We start from the raw sequence: 24,543 nt of genomic DNA on the forward strand, positions 1-24,543 counted from the left end.
TTTTCTCTGTTTTAAACCTTTATTCGCTTAAATGTTACTAAAAAGTAACTATATCACTTCAAAGTACATACTTCTTTTAATCAATCCTATCGCGCATAATGACAATAGTAAATTGATTAGCAAACATTTATAAAAAGTAAGTGTATAGATGAGGACGTTAATCTTTAACTATTTCATTTCATTTATGTTTTGAATGACGAAGAGACTTTATTCAGGCGCCATTTCTCTTTGTATTCAAACTAATAATAAAAATAACTATAACTATAACACAAGGAGGAGTTATATGAGTTCGACAGCTGCTTCGATTAAAATACAAGAGAAAAAAAGTGGCACACCTGCGTTAATGGCTCTTGCCATTAGTGCATTTGGTATCGGAACAACTGAATTTGTTCCCGTTGGTTTATTATCAACTCTTGCTGGTGATTTGAAAATTTCAATTACCTTAGCAGGATTATTAATTTCTGGATATGCTATGGGAGTTGCTTTTGGAGCACCCATTTTAACAGCATTAACAAATAAGATTGGTCGAAAATCGTTATTAATGCTTTTAATGATTATTTTTATAGTAGGTAATAGTGTTGCTGCCTTTTCGACAAGTTTTGGCCTATTGTTAGTTGCGCGAATTATAACTTCATTTTCTCATGGGGTGTTCTTTTCAATCGGTTCAACAATTGCAGCGGATGTAGTTCCTGAAAACAAACGTGCAAGTGCGATTGCATTTATGTTTACAGGCTTGACTGTTGCGACTGTAACAGGTGTTCCAGTAGGCACATTTATTGGCCAGCATTTTGGATGGAGATCAACATTTGGAGCTGTAGCATTATTAGGTGTTATTGCAATCATTGCAATTGCAATATTAGTCCCGAAATCAATTAAACAACCGCCAGCTTCAAAATTAAGTGATAACCTGAAAGTCTTAAAAAATGGACCATTACTTTTGGCTTTTGCTATTACAGCATTAGGATATGGAGGTACGTTTGTAGCATTCACATACTTGTCACCAATCCTTGAAAAAATTACCGGCTTTGCTCCAAACTCTGTAAGTATTATCTTACTTGTCTATGGAATTGCAGTAGCACTTGGTAATACGATTGGTGGAAAAGCGGCAAATAAAAATCCTTTAAAAGCACTAACTTGGATGTTTGCTGTTCAAGCAATTGTTCTCATCATTCTATCTTTTACGGCACCGTTTAAAATAGTAGGGATTGTAACGATTTTCTTCTTAGGCTTACTAGCTTTTATGAATGTACCTGGTCTACAAATTTATGTTGTGAAATTAGCTGAGAAGTATGTTCCATCTGCTGTAGATATTGCATCAGCGCTAAATATAGCAGCTTTCAACGTAGGTATTGCAATTGGAGCATTTATTGGCGGTTTAGTCGTAGATACAATCGGCTTGATCCATACACCGTGGATTGGTGGAATCATGGTATTAGGAGCAGTTCTGTTAAGCATCTGGAGTGCTTCTTTAGAAAAGAAAAAGTAAATTTTAAAAAATATTATATAAAAAAAGGAGAAATAAAAATGAATAATTTAGTTAAATTAAATAATGGTTTAGAAATGCCGGTAATTGGGTTAGGAGTTTTCCAAGTAGAAGACGGACAAGTCGTAATTGAATCTGTAAAAGCTGCAATACGAAATGGATACCGTAGTATCGATACTGCAGCGATTTATCAAAACGAAGAAGGTGTAGGGCAAGGAATTAGAGAAGCTCTTGAAGAAAATGGTCTTAAACGTGAAGACTTATTTATTACATCAAAGGTATGGAATGCTGATTTAGGCTACCAATCAACTATCGATGCTTTCGAATTAAGTTTGAAGAAACTAGGTCTGGATTATTTAGATCTATATTTAATCCACTGGCCAGTAGAAGGTAAATATGTTGAATCATGGAAAGCACTTGAAACACTATACAAAACTGGTAAAGTAAAAGCAATTGGAATGAGTAACTTCCAAATTCATCATTTGAAACAAGTAATGGCTAATGCTGAAATAATGCCTATGATCAATCAAGTTGAGTTACACCCTATGTTAAGTCAAGTTGAACTAAGAGAATTTTTAAAAGAAAATTCAATTCAAGTAGAAGCATGGGCACCATTAATGCAAGGACAGCTGTTTGAAAACGAAACATTATTACAAATAGCAAACAAGCATAATAAATCAATTGCTCAAGTTGTTTTACGTTGGCATTTACAAAATGGTGTAGTGATCATACCAAAATCAATCAAAGAACACCGCATTCAAGAAAACGCAAATATTTTCGATTTCGAACTAACAGAAGAAGAAATGAACCAAATCAACTCTCTGAACCAAAATCACCGTGTTGGTCCAGACCCTGACAATTTTGATTTTTAATTTAAAAATAAAAGTAAACGACTGTCAAATCTTTGACAGTCGTTTTTATTTAATATCAATTGGTGCGTTTGTCATCAAACAAAAAACCTAATAATTTCGATTTAATCATAGAGGCATTTTGAATTAAGAGTCGAATATTCGAATATAACAATTTCATTTACAAAAACTTCCTCACCGTAAGACTTAAGACTTAGTAAGTTTAATACTTAAGTTCGTTTCAAATTATATATCGTTTCGTTACTATAAATATAGTAGCGATAAATATTGGAGAACGGTCAAGCTGTAGTAGAGGAGTTGATTACTTTGAAGAAAGAGAATAAACAGATTAATACGATGAAAGAACTTACGTTACACATCGTATTAGCTACAATATCGATCTTAATATTAGTCACTAGTTTACCTACTGTCGTAACGATTTATAAAATATCATTTATTTTTGCAATCATGGGAATTCTGCTACTAGATTTCTATCTAGTTGTATCGAATCATAAAAATTTTTTAAAGTTTACAAAAATAGCGCTAATTAGTTTACTACTTTGTATATCAGTAGTTGGAATTCTGTTTTATGCTAGTCAATTTCTAGTATTCGTAGATAAGTACGGAGTTGAGCGAATATTAACCAATCATATTTCAACTGCAAAATTATTATTTTTCTTAATCTGTTTATTTCAACCGATTTTTTTACCTTTACCAGAAGCACTTACTATACCTGCGGGTAGTGCTGTAATTGGATCGTTTTCAGGAGCGTTAATTGGATTTTTAGGTTCAACTTTAGGTATTGTCATAATGTATTTTGTAGCAAGAATAGGCGGACTTAAATTAGTTTCAAAGTTTGTTAAAGAAAGACAGTTAAAAAAATATCAGGAGTATGTCAAAAAAAATGAAACAATTATTTTAACTTTAATGTTTATCATTCCGATTTTACCAGATGAAATAATTTGTGTCGGGGCAGGAATTAGTAAAGTATCTTTCAAAAAGTTTCTATTAATTGCTTCGATTTCAAAATTAATTACATCATCTCTACTTTCATACTCTGTCTATTTGGCTAAATTTTTATCTTTAACAACATCGCAAATAGCTTTAACTAGCTCCATTTTAATTGCCTGCATCTTTTCTTTATCAATTATGATTAAGAAATCAATTAAACGAACTAATTCAAAAGAAGCTTATGCAACACAAAGTGAATAATAAAAAAAGGCAATGTAATGCTTAAACATTACATTGCCTTTTTACTTATTATGAAAGTTTAAACTTTCGTTTGTCGAAATTGAAAATTTCCTGAGAAATAATGTAGAAAAAATGACGAATTTACATCAATACTTTAATACCTTGAACAATATTCCATATAAAGACAATTAAATTAACAATCAATGCTAATACAAATCCACCTATAAGAGCAAAACCTGCACCGTCACCAAAAGTATTAAAAGTGAAAAGGGAAATAATCGCTAAAATAATAATTGTTAGAAATGGGAGTATATGTGAAAAAAATGCTCGTTTAGAATGCGATTTTAGTTGTTGATCCTTTGCAACGAAATAAACAATTATAGGGAATAAAAAAGGTGCGAAGAATACGCTAAAATAACATAATGAGGACAAAATCTTATTTGTTTCCATCTTTTTACCTCGGTTTCTTAAAAAAGTTTTAATTAATCTTAGTATAGTTTAATTTATATATAAAAACCGATTAATTTATTAACAATTTTTTAAAATACATAATTTAAAAAAGTTTAGGCTGAGAAATGCGTATCCTTTTTTTGTCTCTTTTTTAAAGAAATGTAAATGAAAAATCCAACTAAGATTGTAGCAGTAATACAGATTGTAATCCATGGCGAGCCAAGCAAGAAATTTCCGTATAAGGTATAAAGAACTGCAATCGGAATATTACCAGCAAACACAATTGCAATATAGGAAAAGTATTTCATATTAGTGGAGGCTGCGATAAAGCATGCACCATCTGTTGGAGCTAGTGGAGTTGCAACTGTTAAGAATAAGTATCTCTTTCGGTTCGAAATAATCTCTTCATATAGAGAAGGATATTTATTCTCCATGAATTGCTGAATCGAATCACTTAAAATACTTCTACTTAATAAGTAAATAATTGTTTCTGTGATGGCCATTCCGATTAATGATAAGAGAATGGTTTCAAACGGGTGAAAAAACAAGCTTCCTACTACAATTAATACAGAGCTAGGAATGAATAGAAAGATTCTTGCACAGAAAATAGCGACAAATAATAGCATCGGATTGATGGAAGAATTAGCAATAAAATGTTTTATATCTTGCAATGATAAGTGAAATAAATGATATCGAATAGCGAGTAGTAGCATTAAAATCCAAAAGCCGATTACGGTTAGTGGAACGACTTTTTTCATGATTTATGCTCTCCTTTTAAGTTAGAAAATCTTCTGTTATAGTATTCTATTCCTCAAATACAAGAAAACTGATTCATTTTTAAAAATTAATAATAAAGGTCATAAACATGTCAAAAAATGAATAAAAATAATTATGCACTAAATATCTCAAATTAAAGAGAGTTGAGGTGAAGATATGCTTGATGAAGGCCTATTAGTCATTAGACTTGTTTTAGGTATTATTTTATTAGGTCATGGGGTGCAGAAAGTATTTGGTTGGTTTGGTGGTTACGGTATTAAAGGAACTGGACAATGGTTAGAGTCGATTGGAATCAAACCTGGAGCATTTTTTGCTTTTATAACAGGAGCGGCAGAAATCGTAGGTGGATTCTTTGTAGCGGCTGGTGTATATACAGAAATAGGCGCATGGTTGATAATAGTAGTGATGGCAGTAGCGGTAATAAAGGTTCATATAAAGAACGGATTCTGGAATAGTTCGAACGGATTTGAGTTTAATCTATTAATTATTGCAGCTGCAGTAGGGTTATTGCTCACTGGTCCAGGATCAATGGTTTTATTTTAAAGGATTGATAGGATTAAGGCTGGAGGGAGTCTCGTGTTTTGAGGCTCCTTTTTTGTTTCTGAATTTTCGTTCAAACGCTTATCTAAGTCTAGCGATATGACATCTTTTTTATGAAAAATATCCTTCATTCGTGATACGATAATATTCGTAATAACACTATATGGAGGGATCAAGATGGCAGATGCTATTTTTGAACAACTTAGGTTTACAAGGTTTTATACATTGAAAGTTCTTGGTTCTGTTTCAAAAGAAGCTGTAGATGTAATACCGGCAGGGTTTAATAATAATATTCTTTGGAATGCAGGTCATGTGCTAGGGGCATATGAGCAATTACTTTATGCTAACACTGGTAATGCTGGGAAACTTTCAAAGGAATTCATTGATTTTTTCAAGGGTGGGACTAAACCAGGTGATTGGCAAGCGGAGCCACCATCATATGAGGAAATTGTTACTTTACTAGAACAGCAAGTTGAACAAGTTATTTCGACATATGAAGGGCGTTTAGATGAAATCATTTCAAAAGAGATGAAACTAGGTAGTTTTGAAATAAAGACAATTCGAGACATGATTAGCTTTAACATTTTTCATGAAGGGCTTCATGCCGGATTAATAAATGGTTTAAAAAGATCACTTGGCCAATAGAGTTATTTTTTAACTTTTTTCCACACACTAAATCTAGGAGTTTATGCTCTTAGGTTTTTTTGTTATAATCATGTTTAACAATTTGTCAATTTGATAGTTTGAAAATTGTGGTAATTCAAAATAAAATATGGCTCTTTCTAATTGATTTTTGTTTTTTAGTAACATTAATAATAATATTTACTAGCAAAGATTATGACGAAAATGGCCTAAAAAAACGAGGTTATATAAATGAAGAAAGAAAGTAATTTAATTATTTACGATCTAATTTTGTATTTAGTATTTCCGCTTGTTTTATATAAAGTTTTACAACACTATTTTAGTGACTATTGGGCGATGCTCTTACCGACAGTTCCAGGAATCTTATATACTTTATTTCGTTTTTGGTATACGAAACAGTTTAATGTTACTGGTATTTTTATTATCTCAACATTAACTGTTAGTACTGCCGTTGATTTAATGGCATTAGGTTCTGCGAAAAACTTAATTTTGTACAATGTGTATTATCATTTTGGGGTTGTAGTAGTATTTTTAATTTTAATGGCTTTGAAAAAGCCATTACCATATTATTTTATGATTGATATTGCTGCAATACAGGGGCAAGATCGTGAAGAAAGTAAAAAATTATATAAACATCCATCACTATTTAAAGTGTTTCAGTACTTGTTTGTTGCATGGATTATTAAAGATATCGTATTTGCTGTTGCACAATGGTGGATGGTTGATACGTATGGATTAAAAGCATATTACTCACGTACAATTATCTTTACAGTTGGTGGGTATGTTTTTGGCATAATTATGGCAATCGGCTATGCAATGGTTACGATGAGAGCTCAAAAATTAAAAGGGGACGACCCAGAGCAACCTTCCGATGAAATCATTATTTAGTAAAAGTCCTTTAATTAGAATGAACCCCACAAGTTATAAAATTCTTGTGGGGTTTTTTACTGATGTCCATTTATCCCTTAAATGAATTTCCTACTCCTTGCAATTCCTGCTCTTCTCTTGATCTTGCATTTAAAATATCAAGTTTTTGTATTCTTTCATTTTCTGGTTCGACATGAATTAATATTTTAGGATCTACTAAAACCTTTTTTATTTCGTCTTCTATTTTATCACATAGTAAATGGGCTTCTTCAATGCTCATGTGTGATGGTAATACTAAATGGAAATCTATATGCTCCTCGGCACCCGAACGTCTCGTGCGTAAGTCATGGTATTCGATAAATTGGGATTTAAAAGAATATAATACATTTTCGATTTGTTTTAATTCATCTGTAGAAAGCCCAGTATCAAGTAGGGGGGTAAACGACTTATGCCCGAGTTCGATTGATTCTTTCATGATATAAATTGCGATTCCAATTCCGATCAATGCATCGAGAAATACCCAACCAGTGAGGCTTACTAAAATTAAACTTACTGCAACTCCGAGTGATGAATAAACGTCTGTTAATAAGTGTAAAGCATTTGATTGCATTGCAACAGAATGAGTATCATTTCCTACTTTTTGAACGATTTTTCCTACTCTCCAATTGATTAAAGCTCCAATTAACATGACGACTACACCGATAATTGGCATTTTAATTGGGGTAGGATGAAGTAGCTTTTCAACAGATTCAATAATGATCCAGATACCAGCTACAAATATTAAGATTGTTTCGACCGTACCTGAAATATTTTCAAACTTACCATGACCATAAGGATGTTCCTTATCGGGCGGTCTGTTTGAAATCCTTACAGAGAAAAATGCAATGACCGAAGCAACTAAATCCAATAAAGAATGAATTGCTTCAGAGATAATTGCTACTGAACCAGTAAAAATCCCGACAATTAATTTTAATAAAACAATGAATGTGTTACTACATATTGAAAGTACTGCTATTTTGCTTGAACGCAATCTATTCACCCCTGTCCAATTTTTTCTACTTAAGTTAAGAGTTTTGTAATAAGGCAACAAAAAAGAAAAACCACTAACAATTTGTTAGTGGTTTGTTTTTTTTAGATTTAATTTATATTTATTGAAATGTTTTTTCATTTTTGAATCACCTTTTCTCTCGCATAAAACATATTCTATATTATAAATACTATTTTTGGAAAGCAAAAGCTGTGTGTGTGATTGAATATAAATCGACAAATAATTTAAAAATGGTTTGACATCTATTTTTAGACTGTGTTATACATAGACTAATATAAAAAATAACAGTCTATTCGTAGAGGTTGCATTGTATATGAGTATCATTTTAGAGAACTGTGGGTTTTATGACAAAATGAGAAAGGATCCTATGCCGAAGAAATAAATTGCCACACATTTTATTTCTGGGACTACATTTAATAAATGTAGTACTGTCACATGTGTTTGTGAAGAGCTATTGAAGAGATGTGATTGGCTAAGTCCTTTTTTAAAAAGCGATAGGCACATGAACATATCCTTCATGTGTCTTTTTTAATACACTAATACATCGAAGGAAGCTTCTTAGAATGATCTTACATTTGATTTGAAGGGAGAATACGAATGTATTTACATGGTAATAGTCGAATTAATAATGAAGGACATTTAGAAATCGGAGGTTGTGATACTGTAGATTTAGTAAAAAAATACGGTACCCCTCTATACATTTATGACGAAACATTAATTGAATCAAAATGTAGGGAATTCCATGAAGCTTTAAGAGAAACGGGAATGAAATATCAGGTTGCTTACGCGAGTAAAGCGTTTCTATGTGTTGAACAAGCCCGCTTAATAGAAAGAGAAGGTCTATGTCTAGATGTTGTTTCTGGTGGAGAGTTATATACAGCTTTGCAAGCAGGTTATCCAGCTGAGAAAATTCACTTTCATGGTAACAACAAAACAATTGAAGAAATTGAAGAAGCTTTAAATGCAAAAATCGGTTGTTTTGTAGTCGATAATTTCTTTGAGCTAGAAGTATTACAGGCCTTAGCTGAGCAACGTAATGAAGAAGTATTAATCTTATTACGTGTTACGCCAGGTGTAGAAGCACATACACATGAATATGTAATGACGGGCCAAGAAGACTCTAAATTCGGATTCGATATTATGTCTGGTCAGGCTAATGAAGCAGTGGAAGTTTCTTTAAATTCAACTAACCTAAAATTATTAGGGGTACATTCACATATAGGATCTCAAATTTTCGAACCAGATGGATTTGTTCATGCAATCAATGTATTAATGAGCTTTTTAAATGGACTTAAAAACGATTTAGGTTTTACAGCTGATATATTAAATGTAGGTGGAGGCTTCGGTATTCGCTATACTTCAGAAGATGAGCCGTTAGCTGTTGCTAAACATATAGAAAAAATTACTACTATTATAAAACAACAATGTGAAGAGCTAGACTACAAATTACCAGAATTATGGTTAGAGCCTGGACGCAGTATTGTTGGTGAAGCTGGAACAACACTTTATACGATTGGTTCAACAAAAACGCTTCCTTCAATTCGTAAATATGTATCTGTTGACGGGGGAATGACTGATAATATTCGTCCTGCTCTATACGGATCAAAATACGAAGCGATGCTTGCAAATCGAGCAAATGATGAGAATAAAGAAGTTGTATCGATTGCTGGTAAATGCTGTGAAAGTGGAGATATGCTAATTTGGGATTGTAACTTACCTGTTGTACAAAACAATGATTTATTAGCTGTATCTTGCACTGGTGCATATGGCTATTCAATGGCTAATAATTACAACCGTATTCGTCGCCCAGCAGTAGTATTTGTTAAAGATGGTGTTTCAAGAGAAGTAGTTCGTCGAGAAACATATGAGGATTTAGTTAGAAATGACAGAGTTTACATCGAAAACTCTACTAGATAATTAACAATCTTGTGTAAATTGTCTCAGATACCAACACTTCTATATTATATAGAAGTGTTTTATTTCGTTTCCTTTAATAAAAGATGATAATTTATCGACATATAAAGACATATTTATCATTTATATTACAATATTGTAACAATTGCGACTCTCTTCGGGAATCTATGGTATAAATATTTACGTAGATTAGCGAGAGGAGATACGCTGAAATGTTAAGAAAAAAACTAGCAGTGCTGGCGATGGCAAGTACAATAGTATTATCATTAGCGCCAAATGCTTCAGTATTAGCTGATAGCAAAGTTGAAAAAAAGCAAGCTGAAGTAGATAAGTTCCAATCACAATTTAAAGAATTAAGCAACGAGATAGAGAAAATAGATCAACAAATTAAAACAACTAAGCAAAACATAGAAGCAAAAAAAGCAGAAATTTCTGAAACAGAAGAAATTATTAAAGATAAAAAAGCAAGAATTACATATTTAGAAGACAGAATTCAAAAACGTAACGATTTATTAGAGGATCGTTTAGTTGCAATGCAAAAGCAACCAAAAGTTAATCTAGTAACAGACGTTTTATTTAATTCTGATTCAATCGTAGATTTCTTTAATCGAGTAAACTCAATTTCAACACTATTTGATGCTGATGAAAATATCATTAAAGAACAAAAGTCTGAACAAGCAGAAGTAGTAAAAGAAAAACAACTTGTTGACCAGAAGAAAGAATCTTTAGTAACAGCAAAAGAAGATTTAGTGGCTCAACAAAGTGAACTTTCAAAATCACAAGCTGAAAAACAAAAATCATTAAATACTGCTGAAGCTAACTTAAAGTTAGCTGTTAAAGAATTAGAGAATGCAAAAGAAGATGAAAGAGTTCAACGTCTTGAGCAACAATCTCTTGAGTTAGCTGCATTATCTAGCGATGATGAAGAAGATGACAGCGTTAGCACGCCAGCTACTAAATCTAGTTCAAATTCTGATTCGAAGTCGAATTCAAATTCTAGTTCAAATTCAAATTCAAATTCTAAACCTGATTCAGGTTCAAATAATGATGGTCCAGCAGCAACTGGAAACTCACTTGTAGATTATGCTTTACAATTCCAAGGTGTACCTTATGTATTTGGTGGAACGTCTCCAAGCGGTTTCGATTGCAGTGGTTTCATCTGGTATGTATACTCACATAATGGATATGGCATCTCTCGTGGAAATGTAAACACATATTGGAGCAATGCGACAAAAATCAGCTCTCCACAACCTGGTGACCTAGTATTCTTACAAAATACTTATATTAATGGTCCTTCACATATGGGTATTTACATTGGTGGAAATAAAATGGTTCATGCTGGAAGTAAAGGGATCAGCGTAATCAGCTTAAGTAATAGCTGGGTTCGTTCTCACTTCTTAGGCTATGGAAAATTCTAATAGTTTATTAACCTCGTATTATATTTAGTATAGTACGAGGTTTTTTATATTGTTTTAAGGAAAATCAAAAAGGTATAAGCGTTTAGCTTATACCTTTTTGATTTGAAACCTGTTCTTTTAATAAATCACGTATTTCAATAAGTAGAGCTTCTTCTTTAGTAGGAACAACGGGTTTTGCTTCTTCTGCTTCTTTCTTTCTAAATGAAAGTCTATTAATTAATCGAACAAAGAAAAATACTGAGATTGAGATGATTAGGAAGTCGACTACTGTTTGGATGAATGAGCCATATTTAATCTCATGATAATGCCAAGCAGTAAAGTTTTGTTTTCCTACGATAAGTGCAAAAATTGGCATCATTATATCTCCAACTAATGAAGATACGATCTTACCAAAAGCACCACCAATAATTACCCCGACTGCTAAATCAAGTACATTTCCTTTTAAAGCAAACTTCTTAAATTCTTCTAACATCTTATTTCCTCCTGTGTAATTATCGTATAAGTTTACATACAAATCTTAATTCTTTCAAGTTAGCAATTGGGCTTTTTTAAGCAAAAATATTTATATCAGCTATTAGATATGGTAAATATAATTAATGACAATTTTTAGGAGGAGTATAGGTATGGGCACAGAATTGGCTACATTTGCTGGTGGATGTTTTTGGTGTATGGTAAAACCGTTTGATCAACAGGACGGAATTATAAAAGTTGTTTCAGGCTATACAGGTGGGGAAAAAGAAAACCCGACATATGAAGAAGTATGTACTCATTTAACAGGTCATTATGAAGCTGTTCAAATCACATTTGATCCGGAAGTCTATCCGTATGAAAAATTATTGGACTTATTTTGGCAACAAATTGACCCAACAGATGTAGGTGGGCAATTTAATGATCGAGGTAGTTCATATAAAACTGCAATTTTTTATCATAATGAAAATCAAAAAGAGCAAGCTTTAGCTTCGAAAGATAAACTAGAGAAAAGTGGCGTTTTCAAGAAACCAATTGTGACTGAAATTTTATCTGCAAAACCATTTTATGAAGCAGAAGATTATCATCAGCATTATTATAAAAAGCACCCGGTTCGTTACCAACTTTACTTTAAAGGATCTGGTCGTCAAAAATTTTTAAAGGAACACTGGAAAACGGGCCAAGAGGAGCTTAAGCAAAAACTAACACCAATTCAGTATGCTGTTACTCAGGAAGATGCAACTGAACCGCCATTTAGAAATGAGTTTTGGAATCATAAAGAAAAAGGGATTTATGTTGATATCGTATCAGGACTTCCTTTATTTAGTTCATTAGACAAATTTGATTCAGGCTGTGGATGGCCAAGTTTTACAAAGCCGATTCTAAAAGGCGAAATTGAAGAGAAGAAGGATTATAGCCATGGGATGTTACGTATTGAAGTCAGAAGTTCTGAAGCTGACTCGCATCTAGGGCATGTATTTGATGATGGACCTGGACCTGAGGGCCTTCGCTACTGCATAAACTCTGCGGCATTAAGATTTGTTCCATATGAAAAAATGGAAGAAGAGGGCTATGGCAATTATAAGAGTATCTTTCTTAAATAGACTCTAAGGATATTTAACTAAGTACGTTCTAATTGAAATAATTAAAATTTGGACCGAGATAGCTATTCGTCTCGGTTTTTTTGTTTATTTAGAAGGGAGATGGAATTGATCTTACCTAATCATTAGTTTTTTAATTTTGTCCTAAATATTTTCTAAAAAGTTTTCTGAAAATATTTACAATTATGAAATAAGTGTGTTAATATAAAAGTGTCACAAAGTTGTCACAAATTAGGTATTGCAATTCACAAAAAAGATGAAAACAGGAGGTTAATCATTATGAAGCGAACTGATTATGAAATCGTTGAAACATATACTCAATATTCTGGTATTGCCTTTTTTATTGGTCTTATTCTTTTTTTACTATATTTCACTGGAAGCGGTTTCTTACATACGGGCGTAAGCTTAACGGTGAGCATAGTATTGATGGGCTCTTGTTCAACCTTATTTCTATTAGGTACTTTTTTGGGATTGATGTTCTCAATTTCTTCAAAAGAACAAGTTTAAAAGTTTAAAAAAAGAGTGGGTGTTCAAATGGCGATAAGTCATTTGAACGCCCTTTTGTTTTGTATAACATATTTTATCGGATACGAGTATAAAGTAATTTGAAACTAAAAATTCTTCCGATACGATTAAAATATGGAAGTTATGATGCACTAGGAGGTGCCGCTAAAGGATGAATTTTTTTAAAAAGTTAAAAGGTATGGATCGTAATGTGTGGATTCGAGTGATTGGTGAAACGATAACGAGTAGTGCAATGATGATGCTTATGCCATTTTTTGCACTCTACCTAGAAGGAAAAGTTGATTCAATGCTAAAGGTAGGATTTATTATGTCAATTTCACCTATAGCATCATTATTTGGTTCGATGGCTGGTGGTAGACTCGCAGATTTATATGGTCGAAAACGTATGATGGTTTATTCGACGCTTGGAACATCTCTTATTTTAGTATCCTTTGCTTTAGCAGAAGGCTATACAGCATTTTTAATTTTATCAATTTTACTAGGTATTAGTAACTCGTTCTTTAGTCCAGCAGCTTCTGCTATGGTAGCTGATGTTACTGAACCAGAGAAAAGAACGGAAGCATATGGATTATTAAGGGTAGGAAGTAATGTAGGCACTGTAATCGGTCCGTTATTAGGAAGTTCAGTTGTTTACTTTTCGAAAGACAGTTTATTTTATATTGCAGCAATCACTTTAGGGCTTTATAGCATTGCACAATTAATTCTATTAAAAGAAACACTTCCTGCAGAAAAGAATGTTAATGAAAAGAATGAAGTAACGAAAATACCTTTTAAAAAGGTTATGAAAATCATTAGATCTGATAAATTATTAATTTTTTACGTGGCAACAGGCGTAATTATTTCAATGGGTTTCTCTCAAATTGAGGGAATGCTTCCACTTTATTTTAAACAAACCTTTCAATCTCAATTTGGTATGTGGAATCCTTACCCATTTTTAATGTCGCTTAATGGATTGTTAGTTGTTCTTTTGCAATTTCCGATTTCAAGTTATTTATCGAATCGTTCAATTGGAAAAACGATGTTTTATGGAACCATTTTATTTGGCTTAGGTATTTTATCAATCGGCCTTGCACCTCCAATATTACTTACAGTTGGATTAGGTAAGTGGATAATTCTATTTTTCTTGGCAATTATCTTCATATACTACACTTTTGGGGAAATGGTCATGTCGCCAGTTCAAATGACATTTGTGGCGAATATTGCACCTGAAGATTTAAGAGCGACCTATATGGCGGTTGGTAGTATGAAATGGACGATTGGTGGATTTCTTGGACCTTTATTAGGTGGATTTTTATTTGATTTAAAACTTGGAATATGGCTTTTTATAATTCTTGGAACAGGAGTTGTACTATCAGGAATAATGTATCGCTCACTTGATGAAAAAGTAGCGATTAGAGATAACCAACAGGGTATAGCGCAATAGTTCTAAGGACGCTTGTTTCTTTGTTACTTCGTCAGTTAAGTAGTGCTTATTACTCTTGTTAAACTGCCCGGAAACACATGCAATAAGTCTGGAATTTAAGTTTTTGTACCCTTGTCTACAAACTAAGTATAGCTTAAGTGGAGCTATGCTTTTTTTAGTTGTAAAGAAATCACAAAACAGATATCATTGCATATGTTGTAAAGAAAAATAGGTTTCTACCCATAAAAGCTTATACACATTTGTATAAAGTGGTACAATAGGGAGAGCAAAAAATAGTAGGGGGAACATCATGAAGATTAAGTTAGGATTATTATATGGCGGTAAATCTGCTGAACATAAAGTATCATTACAAACAGCTTTTGCCGTTATTTCTGCTTTAGATCACACAAAATTTGATGTGTATCCAATTTATATAACAGAACAAGGCGAATGGTTACAAGGGAAACAAATTGAGGGGAAAGTAGAAAGTGTTGCAGCTTTAAAATTCTCAAATGAAGATCAACATGTAAATGAAATCGCTCCTGTCGCGTTAACTTCATCAATTATTCCTGCAGCTTCAAATCAAGATTCAACTGGCCCAGTTGACGTTATTTTCCCATTATTACATGGACCAAATGGTGAAGATGGAACAGTTCAAGGTTTACTTGAGCTATTAAATATCCCTTATGTAGGAAATGGTGTATTAGCTTCAGCGGCTGGTATGGATAAAGTGATTATGAAAAACTTATTTGCTCAGGCTGGAATTCCTCAAGCTAAATATGTACATTTCTTAAAAACAGAGTGGAAATCAAGTGCAGAGTCTTGCTATGAAGTAGTTGAGAAAGAATTAGGCTATCCTGTATTTGTTAAACCTGCAAACTTAGGTTCAAGTGTTGGTATTACGAAAGCTAAAAATCGTGAAGCATTAATGGCTTCATTTGAAGAAGCGTTCCAATTTGACCGTAAAATAATTATTGAAGAAAATATTGTTGGACGTGAAATTGAAATTGCTGTATTAGGTAACGATCAAGTTGAATGTTCTGTTGTTGGCGAAATCAAACCATCTGTAGAATTTTATGATTATACTGCAAAATATGAGAGTGGCGATACTGGTCTAATTATCCCAGCTCCTGTAGAAACTGAAACATATGAAAAAATTAAGCATTATGCAGAAGTTGCGTTCAAAGCAATCGATGGATCAGGCTTAACTCGTGCTGATTTCTTTGTAACAGAAGATGGTGGCGTATTAATGAATGAAGTTAATACAATGCCTGGATTTACTCCATTCAGTATGTATCCTCAATTATGGCAGGCTACTGGATTAACATATCCAAAATTAATTGAAAAATTAATAGACCTAGCAATTGAACGTTACGAACAAAAACAACAAATTAAATATAATATTTAACAATTGAAAACACTATTCATGGTTGAATAGTGTTTTCATGTGAATAGAAGAAAAATGCTATAGAAGAGGAGTCGGTGACAATGTCAATCGTACGTACTTTATCTCAAATCATTAACATGATCCCTGGTAGCGAATTAAAGGGTGAAGATTTAACAATCAACGGAGTTTCAACAGACTCTCGTGTAGACTTAAATGGAAAATTATTTATACCGCTGATCGGTGAAAAATTCGATGCACATCAATTTTTACCTCAAGCAATTGAAAATGGTGCTAAAGCAGTACTTTGTTCTAGAAAGTTTTCAAATGTACCAACAAACGCATCTGTCATCTTAGTTGATGATACATTAGAAGCGTTACAAAAACTGTCTAAATCATATTTAAGTGAGTGGAATGGTAAAATAGTTGGTATAACAGGAAGTAATGGAAAAACATCGACAAAAGATATTTTAACTAGCATTCTTTCAGCAAAATATAAAGTACATAAAACACAAGGGAACTTTAATAATCATATCGGACTTCCGTTAACAGTATTAGCGATGGCAGAAGATACAGAAGTTGCTGTCTTAGAAATGGGTATGAGCAATTTTGGAGAAATTGAATTTTTATCTAATTTAGCTGAACCTGACGCGGCAATCATTACAAACATCGGTGAGTCTCATATGCAGGAATTAGGCTCAAGAGCTGGGATCGCAAAGGCGAAGCTTGAGATTGCTAGCGGACTATCAAAGAATGGATTACTTGTCATTAATGGGGATGAACCATTATTAATCGAAGGTACAAAAGACAAAAACTTAATCTATACAATCGAAACTTTTGGTTTAAGCGAAAGTAATGATGTATATCCAACATTTATTGAAATGAATGAATCTGGTAGTGAATTTGAAATAAATAAAGCTAAGGATGTCCGTTTCAAATTGGGCGTACTAGGCAAACATAATATTAGTAATACATTGGCAGCTATTGCAGTTGCGAGAAAGTTTTCATTAACATGGGAAGAAATTAGTTCTGGTATGCAGAATTTAGAAATGACAAAAATGCGTATGGAACTATTAAAGAATGAAAATGGAATAACAATAATTAATGATGCCTATAATGCAAGTGTTACATCAATGAAAGCTGCTCTTTTATTTGCTTCAGAACTAAAGGGCTATAATCGAAAATTTGTTATATTTGGCGACATGTTAGAACTAGGTGATCAAGAAATTGCTTTTCATGAAGAAATTGGAGAAGAAGTTGTAAATCTTCATTTCGATTTTCTTTATACTTTTGGAACGTTAAGTAAATTTGCAGCAACATCAGCCTTTGAACAAATGGACTCATCAAGAGTAAAAAGCTTCGAAGATAAAAATAAGTTAATTGAAGATTTATTACAACAAGTTCGACCAAATGACCTAGTATTAGTTAAAGCTTCTAGGGGAATGAAATTAGAAGAAGTTGTAAATGTGTTACTAAATCAGGGGTAAGCATATAATCAGGAAGGGAAGGCAAGAGAAGTAGGGATAAAAAATTTTCCTTAATTTCATTCGTTCTGCTCTTCGCTTCTTGTATGTAAAAATATACGAAGTGAAAACTTTATACGCGTAATTTAACAAATGAAAACTGTTCGTAATATAAGGGATGAAGAAGGCTAAAAACATGATTTTATGGCGAATTTAAAGATAATTTAAGGGTAAAATATAGTTTGGAAAACAAATTGTTAGAATATAACTTCATTTGCTTTTTAGATAGAATGTCCGTATAATGGGTAGATATTGTTTCCTTTTCATGATACTTCGGACTATTGTTTTCCACTAAAAACGAACCTTCCATATGAAACAGTCACGAAACATATAATTTTTAAAATTTTTATAGATCAATTGAGATACAAAGGAGATTAACCAAATTGACAACATTTCAAGAATTAGGATTAAGTAGTAAAATCCTGTTTGCGATTGAAAAATTAGGCTTCGAGGAAGCTACACCAATTCAAGCGCAGACTATTCCATTAGCAAAACAAGGCCATGATGTAATTGGTCAAGCGCAAACTGGTACTGGTAAAACAGCCGCTTTTGGTATTCCATTACTAGAAAAAATTGATGTAGATAGTAACAATGTCCAAGGACTTGTTATCGCTCCTACACGAGAACTAGCTATTCAAGTTGGCGAAGAGTTACACAAAATCGGTATGAATAAAGGTGTAAAAATCCTTCCGATATACGGTGGACAAGATATTAATCGTCAAATGCGTTCATTAAAAAAATTCCCACATATTATTGTAGGAACTCCTGGTCGTATTCAAGACCATATTAACCGTCGTACAATTCGCCTAAACAATGTAAATACAGTTGTATTAGATGAAGCGGATGAAATGTTAAACATGGGATTCATTGAAGATATTGAAGCGATCTTAAAAGAGGTTCCAGAAAATAAACAAACACTTCTTTTCTCTGCAACTATGCCTGATCCAATTCGTCGCATTGCAGAAACTTTCATGACAAATCCACAAATCGTAAAAGTACAAGCAAAAGAAGTTACAATGCCTAACATTGAACAACATTTTATTGAAGTTCAAGAAAAGAAAAAATTTGACGTTCTTACACGTTTATTAGATATTCAAACACCAGAATTAGCGATTATTTTCGGCCGTACAAAACGTCGTGTTGATGAATTATCAGAAGCATTAAACTTACGTGGATATGCTGCAGAAGGTATTCATGGTGATTTATCACAAGCAAAACGTGAGCAAGTACTTCGTAAATTTAAAGCTGGTTCAATTGATGTTTTAGTTGCAACTGATGTAGCAGCACGTGGATTAGATATTTCTGGAGTTACACATGTATACAACTTTGATATTCCACAAGATCCTGAAAGCTATGTTCATCGTATTGGACGTACAGGACGTGCTGGGAAATCAGGTATAGCGATGTTATTTATTACTCCTCGTGAGTTTAATCAATTAAAAAATATCGAACGTACAACTAAACGTCGTATGGAACGTATGACTGCACCGACATTAGACGAAGCAATTGAAAGTCAACAACGTATCATTGCTGAAAAATTAACTTCGACTATGGAAAGTGATAATTTAGCATTCTACAAACGTATTGCAGAAGAATTACTTGAAGAGCATGATTCTGTAAGTGTTGTAGCTGCAGCTTTAAAAATGTTAACAAAAGAGCCAAATGAAACACCAATTCGTTTAACTGATGAGCCACCAATGGTCAAACGTGACCGTGGCGGACGCGGAGGAAACGGTGGCGGTGGCGGTGGATACCGTCGTGGCGAAAATAGACGTGGCGGTGGAGATGGACGTCGTAGCGATAATCGTCGTGGAGATGGACGTCGTGGAGACCGTGATAACCGCGGAGGAAACTTCCGTGGCAAACGTAACGAAGGTTCTCGTGATAATAACAACCGTGGTGGACAACGCAAACCACAAGACAGCAGTAAATAAGAAACTAGTTAAGGTACATGGTAAAATCCATGTACCTTTTTTGTATATAATTTTATTCTCTCGTAATGTGTGAATTTTGGTAGATTCCATAAACTAATTAAAAACATATGAGAGTTGGAATGAAAATGTTAGTAAGACTTGGGTATGTCGCAATGAGTATGAATTTACAAAACGCCTCGCCATCAAAGACAATGACGGTTGCTCAGTTTTTAAAACAAAAGGATAAAGATGCGGCTATTCGTAAGCTAGAGCAAATTGCTAAAACCAATATTAATAACTGTCTAAGACTACTAAAGCACAACAAGGCACATGATATATCTTTTTTTCGCCTGAGCAGTAAGTTAATACCATTAGCAAACCATGAAGAAGTAGCAGATTGGAATTACATAAAGCCATTAAAGGAAAGTTTACTCGAGTTAGGTAAATTTGCAATTACGAATGAAATGAGGATTGATTTTCATCCAGATCATTTCGTTATCTTGAACTCAACTGATGAAGAGTTATTAAAAACATCCGTAAAAACCTTAAAAATGCATTATCAACTTTTAAAAGCGATGAAGATTAATACAGAACAACGATGTGTACTCCATATTGGTGGAGGGTATGATGATAAGGAAAAATCATTGGAACAATTAATAGAGAATTTTAGCCTTGTTCCTGCGCAAATTCAAAAAATGCTAATGTTTGAAAATGATGATACTACCTTTACGTTTGATGAAACATTATTTGCCTGTGAAAAATTAGGAGTACCGCTTGTATTTGACTATCATCATCATCTAGTCAATCACACAAATGAAGATTGGGTTAAAAATTGGAGCTATGCAGTCGATACATGGAAAGCTTCGAGTTTGCCTATGAAAATGCATATATCAAGTCCTAGAGATGAGAAAGACATACGTGCTCATGCAGATTTTGTGGACCCTAACATTTTTATTACATTTTTAAATGAAATTTATGGCTCGGTTAGGCAAATTGATTGTATGATTGAAGCAAAACAAAAAGATAATGCACTATTTCAATTAATAGATGATATGAAAGCTCATCCGTCTATTGAAATGGTTAATGATTCAAACTTTTATTTTAAACCGTAGTACTCGAAAGTTAGGGTGAGGAAATATGATCGTAGGTATTGGATTAGATTTAGTAGAAATTGAACGAATGAAAGAAATTATAAGCTCGCAGCCACGGTTTGCGAAAAGGATTTTAACTGAAGCAGAATATGAAATATACGAAAACTTATCAGAACGAAGAAAACTTGAATTTTTATCAGGAAGATTCGCCGCAAAAGAAGCATGTTCAAAAGCTTTTGGTACAGGAATTGGGAAGGAATTAGGATTTCATGACATTGAAATCTTGAATGACGAAAAAGGTAAGCCTGTCTTAACCGTTGATTTGCCGTTTATACCGTTTTTATCAATTACGCATACTGAACATTATGCTGCTGCTCAAGTGGTCTTACAGCAAATATAATACCCTTTTAAACAGTCACTCTTTTGGGTGGCTTTTCTTTTTTGTACTCTTAGTAGTTAAATTTTAAAGATTAATTAATAAGTGTAACTACTCCATTGTCTTCACTTACTGCCCTAGCCAATCAGAGTGTTTTCTTTAAATTTTTTAAATTAGCTTGTCATGCTAGTCTGCATATTTTAGAGCTTGACCTCATATAGTTTCATGAGGATATGAGAAGCAAGGTTGCAACGTGCATGAATAAATCTAGATTTTACTTCTAAGCTACTCGCGCACATTTATTCATAAGCCTTTGCACAAAATTCTCTTTTTAACAATTTAAGAGGAATAAAGGAGCTGGGGAGATGAAGAAAAAGCTTGTAGCGATGCTTTTGACAATCATGTTAGTACTATCATTGGCTGCATGTGGCAAGAAATCGAAAGATGATGTTGTAGGTTCACTTAGCAATCAGATGGAAAAAATGAATGGCTATAAGGCTGATGCAACATTAACGATTAATAATGGTAATGATCCTCAAAAGTATGAAGTAGTCATTTGGCATAAAAAGCCTTCTTACTACCGCGTACAATTAAAAAATGCTAAGAGTGATCAAAACCAAATTATCTTAAGAAACAAAGAGGGTGTGTTTGTTTTAACGCCAGCATTAAATAAAAGCTATCGCTTCCAAAGTGATTGGCCATCAAACAGCAGTCAGCCATATTTACCGGAATCATTAGTTAATGACTTAGTACAAGATAAGAATGCAACGTTTAAAACAACTAAGCAAGGATATGTGTTTGAAACAAAAACAAATTACACAAATAGACAATTGCTCCCAACACAAGAAATTACATTTAATAAAAAAGGTCTGACACCTGAATCAGTAAAACTATTAGATACAGATAAAAATGTTGTGTTGGATGTTAAATTCGATAAAGTACTATACAATCCGAAGTTTGATAATGATGCTTTTGATGTGAAGAAAAATATGACGAGCGCTCGTTTAAGTGTACCTACATCTACAAATCCAAATAATGATCCTAATTTATTAGTTACACTTTACCCTAATTATTTAATGAAGGGTGTTGTGTTAGATGATCAACAAGAAGTAAAAACAAACAATGGTGTTCAGGTTATACTTTCATATAAAGGTGATAAAAAATCGTTTACTTTAATAGAGGAAAAAGCGCGAATTTCAGAGTCTGGAACAACGATGGAAATCACTGGTGAACCAGTAGATTTAGGTAAAACGGTAGGAGCTTTATCAGATAAGATGATCACATGGTCATACGGTGGAACAGATTTTACGATTGTTTCTAAAAACTTAACTCAAGGTGAGTTAATTCAAGTTGCCCAATCAGTCGGAGATACAGGCACAAAATAATATTTTTTTCAAACTTAAAAGGGCGTGATGATGCTTTATCACGCCTTTTTAAATTTTAAATAAACTATAAATGAGTAGTATATTGGTTGACATTTATAGTAAAATAAGCAAATAATTTTACACATATAAAAAAAGAGTAATGGGTAAATCGATAAGGAAGTGTAGATCATGACAGAAACATCATTTTATCGCGACACTTGGGTAGAAGTAGATTTAGATGCAATTGAGGAAAATATCAAAAATATTGTATCGCTTTACCCTAATCATCAAGAAATATATGTAGCTTTAAAAGCGAATGCATATGGACATGGTTACGTTGAAGTAGCGAAACAAGCATTGAAGTCTGGAGCAACAAGATTATTAGTTGCTTTTATTGATGAAGGGATTTTTCTGCGCAACGCGGGTATAGAGGCGCCGATATTAGTGTTAGGAGCAACTAGACCAGAGGATATTAACGTTGCAATAAAGAATAAATTAACTTTAACGGCATATAATGTTGATTGGTTAGAAGGTATTTCTAAAAATCTAAAAAGCACAGATCGTACAATGATTCATATTAAATTTGATACTGGGATGGGTAGATTAGGTCTAAAAACAAAAGCTGAATGGGAGCAAGCTGCATCGATCTTACGAAAAAATCCATCAATTATACTAGAAGGTTTGTTTACACATTTCGCTACTGCTGATGAGCTAAATAGATCCTATTTTAATGAGCAACTAGACAAATTTTATGAATGTATAGATTGGGTTAAGAGCAGTGGATTCTCTCCGGAGCTACTGCATTGTGCAAATAGTGCAGCGGCTGCATTAGAAACAAACTTATTTAATACTGTACGTGTTGGTATTATCATGTATGGTTTAACTCCATCTTTAGACATAAAACCAATGTTACCATTTACATTAAAGCCAGCATTATCGTTTTATACGAAAATCTCTCATATTAAGCAATTACCAGCTAATAGTGGTGTAAGTTATGGTGCAACATATTTTACTTCTGATTCTGAGTGGATTGCGACGTTACCAGTCGGGTATGCAGATGGCTGGCTTAGAGATATGCAAGGATTTTCTGTGTTGGTTGAAGGTGAAAAGGCAGAAATCGTTGGTAGAGTTTGTATGGATCAGTGTATGATCAAGCTTTCTAAACATTATCCTGTTGGTACAAAAGTAACTTTAATAGGAGAAAGTAAGGATGGAGCAATAACGGCTGAGGAAGTCGCTACACATATGAATACAATCAATTATGAAGTAACGTGCCTAATAAATCATAGAGTACCAAGGGTATATAAAAAGAATGGAAATATTAAGTCCATAAGTAATTATCTAGTATCAGATTAATTGTAATTTGATGTATTAAAGTATGAAACACTGTTATTTGGTTAAGATAAACGAAGATATGTGTCTTTCCAATCACTGAAAATAATGGTATGATGTAGTATAGGGAGATATATGGGTAATAGTTGATTCTGGAGGTGCTGAAACTTGTCCGAACTAAATGCGACAACTGAAATAACAGTACGTTTACCAAAACATGTAGTAAGCGAACTAGATGGATTAGTAAAGCAAGAAAACGGTAATCGAAATGAGTATATTTATCAAGCGACTAAGATGTTTTTAAAAGATCGCAAAAGACGCCAAAGTCGCGAACATATGCGACGTGGATACATGGAAATGGCTAAAATCAACTTATTAATATCTTCTGAGTCATTCTATGCTGAGTCTGAAGCGGATTCTAAAGTGGAGCGCTTAGTTAGCGGGGGGTAATCACTTGATAGTAAAACGTGGCGACGTATATTTTGCAGACCTTTCCCCTGTAGTTGGCTCAGAACAAGGTGGAGTTCGTCCGGTTCTCATAATACAAAATGATATCGGTAATCGTTTTAGTCCTACCGTTATAGTCGCTGCGATTACAGCACAAATCCAAAAAGCAAAGCTTCCAACACATGTTGAAATCGATGCTAAAAAATATGGATTTGAACGTGATTCGGTTATACTACTAGAACAAATTCGAACGATTGACAAACAACGATTAACCGATAAGATAACACATCTTGATGATGAGATGATGGATCAGGTTGACGAAGCGTTGCAAATCAGTTTAGGACTTGTTGATTTTTAAAGTTGCTTTTATAGCAGCTTTACCTACATAGATTATAATAAATTGTTTTGTAACCCTTTCGTCTTGAAAGGGTTATTTTAGG

At 33.3% G+C, this 24,543-nt stretch carries 24 protein-coding genes and 1 riboswitch; of the genes, 20 read left to right on the plus strand and 4 right to left on the minus strand.

The genetic code is table 11. The annotated features are described in order from the left end of the window. Positions 1-283: 283 nt before the first annotated feature. The 3 genes from COI44_RS21110 to COI44_RS21120 all read left to right on the plus strand — a co-directional run bounded on the left by COI44_RS21110 (position 284) and on the right by COI44_RS21120 (position 3,543). Positions 284-1,486 (plus strand): MFS transporter, encoded by a 1,203-nt coding sequence (locus COI44_RS21110; protein ID WP_098429668.1) that lies wholly within the window; start codon positions 284-286, stop codon positions 1,484-1,486. A gap of 38 nt (positions 1,487-1,524) precedes the next feature. After that, on the plus strand, positions 1,525-2,355 hold the full coding sequence (locus COI44_RS21115; RefSeq protein WP_098429669.1) for an aldo/keto reductase: 831 nt from the start codon (positions 1,525-1,527) through the stop codon (positions 2,353-2,355). Positions 2,356-2,658: 303 nt separating this feature from the next. Next, positions 2,659-3,543 (plus strand): TVP38/TMEM64 family protein, encoded by an 885-nt coding sequence (locus COI44_RS21120; RefSeq protein ID WP_286164027.1) that lies wholly within the window; start codon positions 2,659-2,661, stop codon positions 3,541-3,543. Positions 3,544-3,663: 120 nt separating this feature from the next. On the opposite strand, the gene COI44_RS21125 is transcribed toward COI44_RS21120, so the two are convergent. Both COI44_RS21125 and COI44_RS21130 read right to left on the minus strand, forming a co-directional pair. Continuing rightward, positions 3,664-3,972, minus strand: a complete 309-nt coding sequence (locus tag COI44_RS21125) for a magnetosome magnetite crystal formation protein family (protein WP_098429670.1) — start codon at positions 3,970-3,972, stop codon at positions 3,664-3,666. 113 nt (positions 3,973-4,085) lie between these two features. Beyond that, positions 4,086-4,730, minus strand: coding sequence for a TVP38/TMEM64 family protein (locus tag COI44_RS21130; RefSeq protein WP_098429671.1), 645 nt, complete (start codon positions 4,728-4,730; stop codon positions 4,086-4,088). Between the two features lie 175 nt (positions 4,731-4,905). Here COI44_RS21130 and COI44_RS21135 point away from each other — a divergent pair, with 175 nt between their 5' ends. The 3 genes from COI44_RS21135 to COI44_RS21145 all read left to right on the plus strand — a co-directional run bounded on the left by COI44_RS21135 (position 4,906) and on the right by COI44_RS21145 (position 6,819). Beyond that, positions 4,906-5,292, plus strand: coding sequence for a DoxX family protein (locus COI44_RS21135; RefSeq protein ID WP_098429672.1), 387 nt, complete (start codon positions 4,906-4,908; stop codon positions 5,290-5,292). 174 nt (positions 5,293-5,466) lie between these two features. Continuing rightward, complete coding sequence (locus tag COI44_RS21140; protein ID WP_098429673.1) at positions 5,467-5,934, plus strand: DinB family protein; 468 nt, start codon at positions 5,467-5,469, stop codon at positions 5,932-5,934. 228 nt (positions 5,935-6,162) lie between these two features. After that, on the plus strand, positions 6,163-6,819 hold the full coding sequence (locus tag COI44_RS21145; RefSeq protein ID WP_098429674.1) for a VC0807 family protein: 657 nt from the start codon (positions 6,163-6,165) through the stop codon (positions 6,817-6,819). Between the two features lie 70 nt (positions 6,820-6,889). On the opposite strand, the gene COI44_RS21150 is transcribed toward COI44_RS21145, so the two are convergent. Then, entirely contained in the window at positions 6,890-7,828 is a 939-nt protein-coding gene (locus COI44_RS21150) for a cation diffusion facilitator family transporter (protein ID WP_098429675.1), read from the minus strand. Positions 7,829-8,134: 306 nt separating this feature from the next. Continuing rightward, a riboswitch (Lysine riboswitch) is annotated at positions 8,135-8,308 on the plus strand. 135 nt (positions 8,309-8,443) lie between these two features. Between COI44_RS21150 and lysA the strand changes: the two genes are divergently transcribed. Both lysA and COI44_RS21160 read left to right on the plus strand, forming a co-directional pair. Then, the gene (lysA, locus tag COI44_RS21155; RefSeq protein WP_098429676.1) at positions 8,444-9,763 is read left to right on the plus strand and encodes a diaminopimelate decarboxylase; all 1,320 of its coding nucleotides are present in this window, start codon (positions 8,444-8,446) and stop codon (positions 9,761-9,763) included. A gap of 209 nt (positions 9,764-9,972) precedes the next feature. Beyond that, positions 9,973-11,178, plus strand: a complete 1,206-nt coding sequence (locus COI44_RS21160; protein ID WP_098429677.1) for a C40 family peptidase — start codon at positions 9,973-9,975, stop codon at positions 11,176-11,178. Between the two features lie 82 nt (positions 11,179-11,260). Here COI44_RS21160 and mscL read toward each other — a convergent pair whose 3' ends face one another. After that, positions 11,261-11,650: a large-conductance mechanosensitive channel protein MscL gene (mscL, locus tag COI44_RS21165; protein ID WP_098429678.1), complete on the minus strand. Its 390-nt coding sequence runs from the start codon at positions 11,648-11,650 to the stop codon at positions 11,261-11,263. Between the two features lie 151 nt (positions 11,651-11,801). Between mscL and msrA the strand changes: the two genes are divergently transcribed. The 12 genes from msrA (at position 11,802) to ndoA (ending at position 24,461) form a co-directional block, all read left to right on the plus strand. Then, positions 11,802-12,749, plus strand: a complete 948-nt coding sequence (msrA, locus tag COI44_RS21170) for a peptide-methionine (S)-S-oxide reductase MsrA (protein ID WP_286164028.1) — start codon at positions 11,802-11,804, stop codon at positions 12,747-12,749. Positions 12,750-13,025: 276 nt separating this feature from the next. Continuing rightward, positions 13,026-13,253, plus strand: coding sequence for a hypothetical protein (locus COI44_RS21175; RefSeq protein WP_097978935.1), 228 nt, complete (start codon positions 13,026-13,028; stop codon positions 13,251-13,253). Between the two features lie 169 nt (positions 13,254-13,422). Further along, positions 13,423-14,694, plus strand: coding sequence for an MDR family MFS transporter (locus COI44_RS21180; RefSeq protein WP_098429680.1), 1,272 nt, complete (start codon positions 13,423-13,425; stop codon positions 14,692-14,694). A 286-nt stretch (positions 14,695-14,980) separates the two neighbouring features. Then, complete coding sequence (locus COI44_RS21185; protein WP_142329294.1) at positions 14,981-16,081, plus strand: D-alanine--D-alanine ligase; 1,101 nt, start codon at positions 14,981-14,983, stop codon at positions 16,079-16,081. A gap of 80 nt (positions 16,082-16,161) precedes the next feature. Continuing rightward, positions 16,162-17,544 (plus strand): UDP-N-acetylmuramoyl-tripeptide--D-alanyl-D-alanine ligase, encoded by a 1,383-nt coding sequence (locus tag COI44_RS21190; RefSeq protein ID WP_098429682.1) that lies wholly within the window; start codon positions 16,162-16,164, stop codon positions 17,542-17,544. A gap of 419 nt (positions 17,545-17,963) precedes the next feature. Continuing rightward, on the plus strand, positions 17,964-19,514 hold the full coding sequence (cshA, locus tag COI44_RS21195) for a degradosome RNA helicase CshA (RefSeq protein WP_098429683.1): 1,551 nt from the start codon (positions 17,964-17,966) through the stop codon (positions 19,512-19,514). Between the two features lie 125 nt (positions 19,515-19,639). Beyond that, complete coding sequence (gene uvsE, locus COI44_RS21200) at positions 19,640-20,605, plus strand: UV DNA damage repair endonuclease UvsE (protein ID WP_098429700.1); 966 nt, start codon at positions 19,640-19,642, stop codon at positions 20,603-20,605. Positions 20,606-20,630: 25 nt separating this feature from the next. Further along, positions 20,631-20,984, plus strand: a complete 354-nt coding sequence (gene acpS / locus COI44_RS21205; protein ID WP_098429684.1) for a holo-ACP synthase — start codon at positions 20,631-20,633, stop codon at positions 20,982-20,984. Positions 20,985-21,325: 341 nt separating this feature from the next. After that, a complete protein-coding gene (locus tag COI44_RS21210; protein WP_098429685.1) occupies positions 21,326-22,345 on the plus strand; it encodes a LolA family protein in 1,020 nt (339 codons plus the stop codon). Between the two features lie 168 nt (positions 22,346-22,513). After that, complete coding sequence (gene alr, locus COI44_RS21215) at positions 22,514-23,680, plus strand: alanine racemase (RefSeq protein ID WP_098429686.1); 1,167 nt, start codon at positions 22,514-22,516, stop codon at positions 23,678-23,680. A 144-nt stretch (positions 23,681-23,824) separates the two neighbouring features. Continuing rightward, a complete protein-coding gene (locus tag COI44_RS21220) occupies positions 23,825-24,106 on the plus strand; it encodes a CopG family ribbon-helix-helix protein (protein ID WP_056476050.1) in 282 nt (93 codons plus the stop codon). A gap of 4 nt (positions 24,107-24,110) precedes the next feature. Continuing rightward, complete coding sequence (ndoA, locus tag COI44_RS21225) at positions 24,111-24,461, plus strand: type II toxin-antitoxin system endoribonuclease NdoA (RefSeq protein WP_056476047.1); 351 nt, start codon at positions 24,111-24,113, stop codon at positions 24,459-24,461. Positions 24,462-24,543: the final 82 nt, after the last annotated feature.

The organism is Bacillus sp. AFS088145 (genome assembly GCF_002564465.1).
Classification (GTDB): domain Bacteria; phylum Bacillota; class Bacilli; order Bacillales; family Bacillaceae_G; genus Gottfriedia.

What these genes read in the sequence shown, in the direction of transcription:
- COI44_RS21145 (WP_098429674.1), top strand. Translation starts at nt 6,163, where the DNA reads ATGAAGAAAGAAAGTAATTTAATTATTTACGATCTAATTTTGTATTTA.
- COI44_RS21130 (WP_098429671.1), bottom strand. Translation starts at nt 4,730, where the DNA reads ATGAAAAAAGTCGTTCCACTAACCGTAATCGGCTTTTGGATTTTAATG.
- COI44_RS21160 (WP_098429677.1), top strand. Translation starts at nt 9,973, where the DNA reads ATGTTAAGAAAAAAACTAGCAGTGCTGGCGATGGCAAGTACAATAGTA.
- COI44_RS21140 (WP_098429673.1), top strand. Translation starts at nt 5,467, where the DNA reads ATGGCAGATGCTATTTTTGAACAACTTAGGTTTACAAGGTTTTATACA.
- COI44_RS21135 (WP_098429672.1), top strand. Translation starts at nt 4,906, where the DNA reads ATGCTTGATGAAGGCCTATTAGTCATTAGACTTGTTTTAGGTATTATT.
- acpS (WP_098429684.1), top strand. Translation starts at nt 20,631, where the DNA reads ATGATCGTAGGTATTGGATTAGATTTAGTAGAAATTGAACGAATGAAA.
- COI44_RS21180 (WP_098429680.1), top strand. Translation starts at nt 13,423, where the DNA reads ATGAATTTTTTTAAAAAGTTAAAAGGTATGGATCGTAATGTGTGGATT.
- mscL (WP_098429678.1), bottom strand. Translation starts at nt 11,650, where the DNA reads ATGTTAGAAGAATTTAAGAAGTTTGCTTTAAAAGGAAATGTACTTGAT.
- COI44_RS21115 (WP_098429669.1), top strand. Translation starts at nt 1,525, where the DNA reads ATGAATAATTTAGTTAAATTAAATAATGGTTTAGAAATGCCGGTAATT.
- COI44_RS21175 (WP_097978935.1), top strand. Translation starts at nt 13,026, where the DNA reads ATGAAGCGAACTGATTATGAAATCGTTGAAACATATACTCAATATTCT.
- COI44_RS21125 (WP_098429670.1), bottom strand. Translation starts at nt 3,972, where the DNA reads ATGGAAACAAATAAGATTTTGTCCTCATTATGTTATTTTAGCGTATTC.
- COI44_RS21190 (WP_098429682.1), top strand. Translation starts at nt 16,162, where the DNA reads ATGTCAATCGTACGTACTTTATCTCAAATCATTAACATGATCCCTGGT.
- uvsE (WP_098429700.1), top strand. Translation starts at nt 19,640, where the DNA reads ATGTTAGTAAGACTTGGGTATGTCGCAATGAGTATGAATTTACAAAAC.
- alr (WP_098429686.1), top strand. Translation starts at nt 22,514, where the DNA reads ATGACAGAAACATCATTTTATCGCGACACTTGGGTAGAAGTAGATTTA.
- COI44_RS21110 (WP_098429668.1), top strand. Translation starts at nt 284, where the DNA reads ATGAGTTCGACAGCTGCTTCGATTAAAATACAAGAGAAAAAAAGTGGC.
- lysA (WP_098429676.1), top strand. Translation starts at nt 8,444, where the DNA reads ATGTATTTACATGGTAATAGTCGAATTAATAATGAAGGACATTTAGAA.
- COI44_RS21210 (WP_098429685.1), top strand. Translation starts at nt 21,326, where the DNA reads ATGAAGAAAAAGCTTGTAGCGATGCTTTTGACAATCATGTTAGTACTA.
- msrA (WP_286164028.1), top strand. Translation starts at nt 11,802, where the DNA reads ATGGGCACAGAATTGGCTACATTTGCTGGTGGATGTTTTTGGTGTATG.